Consider the following 5,312-nt stretch of genomic DNA (forward strand, 5'->3'; position numbering starts at 1 on the left):
GGGTTGGTGGGGGATGGTTTTGTTCGGAGAGTTTGATCCTGGCTCAGGACGAACGCTGGCGGCGTGCTTAACACATGCAAGTCGAACGATGAAGCTTCCAGCTTGCTGGGGGTGGATTAGTGGCGAACGGGTGAGTAACACGTGAGTAACCTGCCCTCCACTCTGGGATAACTCCGAGAAATCGGTGCTAATACCGGATGTTCACGCGTCCTCGCATGGGGGTGTGTGGAAAGATTTTTTGGTGGGGGATGGGCTCGCGGCCTATCAGCTTGTTGGTGGGGTGATGGCCTACCAAGGCGTCGACGGGTAGCCGGCCTGAGAGGGTGTCCGGCCACACTGGGACTGAGACACGGCCCAGACTCCTACGGGAGGCAGCAGTGGGGAATATTGCACAATGGGCGCAAGCCTGATGCAGCGACGCCGCGTGAGGGATGACGGCCTTCGGGTTGTAAACCTCTTTCAGTACAGAACAAGGCTCTCCTTTTGGGGGGTTGAGGGTATGTGCAGAAGAAGCGCCGGCTAACTACGTGCCAGCAGCCGCGGTAATACGTAGGGCGCAAGCGTTGTCCGGAATTATTGGGCGTAAAGAGCTCGTAGGCGGTTTGTCGCGTCTGCTGTGAAAACCTGGGGCTTAACCCTGGGCCTGCAGTGGGTACGGGCAGACTTGAGTGCGGTAGGGGAGACTGGAATTCCTGGTGTAGCGGTGGAATGCGCAGATATCAGGAGGAACACCGGTGGCGAAGGCGGGTCTCTGGGCCGTTACTGACGCTGAGGAGCGAAAGCATGGGGAGCGAACAGGATTAGATACCCTGGTAGTCCATGCCGTAAACGTTGGGCACTAGGTGTGGGGTCTGTTTCCACGGGTTCCGTGCCGTAGCTAACGCATTAAGTGCCCCGCCTGGGGAGTACGGCCGCAAGGCTAAAACTCAAAGGAATTGACGGGGGCCCGCACAAGCGGCGGAGCATGCGGATTAATTCGATGCAACGCGAAGAACCTTACCAAGGCTTGACATGCACCGGAAACATCCAGAGATGGGTGCCCCTTTTTGGTCGGTGCACAGGTGGTGCATGGTTGTCGTCAGCTCGTGTCGTGAGATGTTGGGTTAAGTCCCGCAACGAGCGCAACCCTTGTCCTGTGTTGCCAGCGGGTTATGCCGGGGACTCATGGGAGACTGCCGGGGTCAACTCGGAGGAAGGTGGGGATGACGTCAAATCATCATGCCCCTTATGTCTTGGGCTTCACGCATGCTACAATGGCCGGTACAAAGGGTTGCGATGCCGTGAGGTGGAGCGAATCCCAAAAAGCCGGTCTCAGTTCGGATTGGGGTCTGCAACTCGACCCCATGAAGTCGGAGTCGCTAGTAATCGCAGATCAGCAACGCTGCGGTGAATACGTTCTCGGGCCTTGTACACACCGCCCGTCACGTCACGAAAGTCGGTAACACCCGAAGCCGGTGGCCTAACCCTTGTGGGGGGAGCTGTCGAAGGTGGGACTGGCGATTGGGACGAAGTCGTAACAAGGTAGCCGTACCGGAAGGTGCGGCTGGATCACCTCCTTTCTAAGGAGCATCATCTGACCCTGCGTGCTGCGTCTGCCCCGGTTGTGGGTGGGTGTGGTGGTGTGGGGGTGGGTGGCCATGGCCTGTGCCCCGTTCGGTGGGGTGTGGGGGTGGTTGCTGCTCGTGGGTGGAACATCAAGAGACGTTGTTTGGTGCACTGTTGGGTCCTGAGGAAACAGGCCCGCCGGTCCCTTTGGGGCCCCCCTTTGGTTTGTCCCCGCGTGTGTGGGGTGGGGGTTGTGGGGGGTGGGGGGGTGTGTTTTTTCTGGTTGGCCGGTCGCTGCCGCGCATGCGCGTTGTGTGGGTGTGTGGGGTGTCGTGGTGTGTTGTTTGAGAACTGTATAGTGGACGCGAGCATCTTCTGATTTCTGTTGTGTTTTTGTGGTTAAGTTTGTAAGAGCGTTCGGTGGATGCCTTGGTACCAGGAGCCGAAGAAGGACGTGGTAGCCTGCGATAAGCCTCGGGGAGTTGGCAAACGAGCTGTGATCCGAGGGTGTCCGAATGGGGAAACCCGGCCAGAGTCATGTCTGGTGACCCGCGCCTGAATGTATAGGGCGTGTGGGGGGAACGCGGGGAAGTGAAACATCTCAGTACCCGTAGGAAGAGATATTCCGTGAGTAGTGGCGAGCGAAAGCGGATGAGGCTAAACCGTCAGCGTGTTCAAGCCGGCAGGCGTTGCGTTGGCGGGGTTGTGGGAGCTGTCTGACCTCATGCTGCCGTGTGGGGTGGGGAGTGAGAAAGTCGCGGTGTAGTCGAACGGTCTGGGAAGGCCGGGCGTAGTGGGTGAGACCCCCGTAGACGAAACATTGTGGCCTCCTTTGGATGGTGTCCCGAGTAGCACGGGGCCCGTGAAATCTCGTGTGAATCTGCCAAGACCACTTGGTAAGCCTAAATACTACCTGGTGACCGATAGCGGACTAGTACCGTGAGGGAAAGGTGAAAAGTACCCCGGGAGGGGAGTGAAATAGTACCTGAAACCGGGCGCTTACAATCCGTCAGAGCCTTCCCCGCCTTTTGGGTGGGTGTGGGGTGATGGCGTGCCTTTTGAAGAATGAGCCTGCGAGTTAGCGGCATGTGGCGAGGTTAACCCGTGTGGGGGAGCCGTAGCGAAAGCGAGTCCGAACAGGGCGTTTGAGTCGCGTGTCCTAGACCCGAAGCGGAGTGATCTACCCATGGGCAGGTTGAAGCACGTGTAAGAGCGTGTGGAGGACCGAACCCACTTAGGTTGAAAACTGAGGGGATGACCTGTGGGTAGGGGTGAAAGGCCAATCAAACTCCGTGATAGCTGGTTCTCCCCGAAATGCATTTAGGTGCAGCGTCGCGTGGTGCTTGCTGGAGGTAGAGCTACTGGATGGCCGATGGGCCCGACAAGGTTACTGACGTCAACCAAACTCCGAATGCCAGCATAGTTAGCGCGGCAGTGAGACTGCGGGCGATAAGGTTCGTGGTCGAGAGGGAAACAGCCCAGATCACCGGCTAAGGCCCCTAAGCGTGTGCTAAGTGGGAAAGGATGTGGAGTTGCGAAGACAACCAGGAGGTTGGCTTAGAAGCAGCCACCCTTGAAAGAGTGCGTAATAGCTCACTGGTCAAGTGATTCCGCGCCGACAATGTAGCGGGGCTCAAGCACACCGCCGAAGCCGTGGCAGCCGCACAAGCTCCCACACTGCCGGGGTTCGTCCCGGGTGGTGCAGGGGTGTGGCTGGGTAGGGGAGCGTCGTGCGGGCGGTGAAGCCGCGGAGTGATCCAGTGGTGGAGGCCGCACGAGTGAGAATGCAGGCATGAGTAGCGAATGACGGGTGAGAAACCCGTCCGCCGATTGACCAAGGGTTCCAGGGCCAGGTTCATCCGCCCTGGGTAAGTCGGGACCTAAGGCGAGGCCGACAGGCGTAGTCGATGGACAACGGGTTGATATTCCCGTACCGGCGAAGGACCGTCCATACCGAGCCCGGTGATGCTAACCACCCGAACCTGCCGGTCCTCCTTCGGGAGGGCCTGGTGGGGGAGCGTGGGACCCGAACCGGTAGTAGGTAAGCGTGTGAACAGGGGTGACGCAGACAGGTAGCCACCGCGTGCCTAATGGCTTGGCACGTCCAACGGCGCAGGGCGAGACGTAGGCAAATCCGCGTCTCATCGAGCCTCAGGCCGGATGGTGACCCCGTATGGGGGAAGCAGGGTGATCCTATGCTGCCGAGAAAAGCCTCGACGCGAGGGACTAGCCGCCCGTACCCTAAACCGACTCAGGTGGTCAGGTAGAGTATACCGAGGCGATCGAGATAATCGTGGTTAAGGAACTCGGCAAAATGCCCCCGTAACTTCGGGAGAAGGGGGGCCCGGACCTTGAAACCCTTCACGGGTTAGGGGAAAGGGCCGCAGAGACCAGGGAGAAGCGACTGTTTACTAAAAACACAGGTCCGTGCGAAGTCGCAAGACGAGGTATACGGACTGACGCCTGCCCGGTGCTGGAAGGTTAAGAGGACGGGTCAGCTCACCTCTGGTGGGCGAAGCTCAGAATTTAAGCCCCAGTAAACGGCGGTGGTAACTATAACCATCCTAAGGTAGCGAAATTCCTTGTCGGGTAAGTTCCGACCTGCACGAATGGCGTAACGACTTCTCCGCTGTCTCAACCACGAACTCGGCGAAATTGCACTACGAGTAAAGATGCTCGTTTCGCGCAGCAGGACGGAAAGACCCCGGGACCTTTACTACAGCTTGGTATTGGTGCTCGGTACGGCTTGTGTAGGATAGGTGGGAGACCGTGAAGCCGCCACGCCAGTGGTGGTGGAGTCATCGTTGAAATACCACTCTGGTCGTACTGCGCATCTAACCTCGGTCCGTGATCCGGACCAGGGACAGTGCCTGGTGGGTAGTTTAACTGGGGCGGTTGCCTCCCAAAATGTAACGGAGGCGCTCAAAGGTTCCCTCAGCCTGGTTGGCAATCAGGTGTCGAGTGCAAGTGCACAAGGGAGCTTGACTGTGAGACTGACAGGTCGAGCAGGGACGAAAGTCGGAACTAGTGATCCGGCGGTGGCTTGTGGAAGCGCCGTCGCTCAACGGATAAAAGGTACCCCGGGGATAACAGGCTGATCTTGCCCAAGAGTCCATATCGACGGCATGGTTTGGCACCTCGATGTCGGCTCGTCGCATCCTGGGGCTGGAGTAGGTCCCAAGGGTTGGGCTGTTCGCCCATTAAAGCGGTACGCGAGCTGGGTTTAGAACGTCGTGAGACAGTTCGGTCCCTATCCGCTGCGCGCGCAGGAAACTTGAGAAGGGCTGTCCCTAGTACGAGAGGACCGGGACGGACGAACCTCTGGTGTGCCAGTTGTTCCGCCAGGAGCACGGCTGGTTGGCTACGTTCGGAAGGGATAACCGCTGAAAGCATCTAAGCGGGAAGCCTGCTTCAAGATGAGGTTTCCATCCACCCTCGGGTGGTGTAGGCCCCCCACAGACCATGGGGTTGATAGGCCGGATGTGGAAGCACCGCAAGGTGTGGAGCTGACCGGTACTAATTGGCCAACAACTTACCCACAACACCAACACCACAGAAACAGTGGTGCGAGCGTCCACTATACGGTTCCCGACCAACACACCCACCCGCGACCGGGCACGGTGAAACAGGTCAATAGAGTTACGGCGGTCATAGCGAGCGGGGAAACGCCCGGCCTCCATTCCGAACCCGGAAGCTAAGCCCCTCAGCGCCGATGGTACTGCACGCGCGAGCGTGTGGGAGAGCAGGACACCGCCGAACACCCATTC

3 rRNA genes are annotated in these 5,312 nt (G+C 58.8%); all 3 read left to right on the forward strand.

The window, feature by feature from the left end:
- The first annotated feature begins 20 nt into the window (after positions 1 to 20).
- The 3 genes from ACFQQL_RS19075 (at position 21) to rrf (ending at position 5,304) form a co-directional block, all read left to right on the forward strand.
- A 16S ribosomal RNA gene (locus ACFQQL_RS19075) occupies positions 21 to 1,559 on the forward strand.
- Between the two features lie 383 nt (positions 1,560 to 1,942).
- Positions 1,943 to 5,085: ribosomal RNA gene (locus ACFQQL_RS19080) — 23S ribosomal RNA — on the forward strand.
- A gap of 100 nt (positions 5,086 to 5,185) precedes the next feature.
- Positions 5,186 to 5,304, forward strand: a 5S ribosomal RNA gene (rrf, locus tag ACFQQL_RS19085).
- Together the 16S, 23S and 5S rRNA genes form the textbook arrangement of a ribosomal RNA operon.
- The last annotated feature ends 8 nt before the right edge of the window (positions 5,305 to 5,312 follow it).

This window comes from Georgenia alba, assembly GCF_042665525.1.
Taxonomy (GTDB): domain Bacteria; phylum Actinomycetota; class Actinomycetes; order Actinomycetales; family Actinomycetaceae; genus Allobogoriella; species Allobogoriella alba.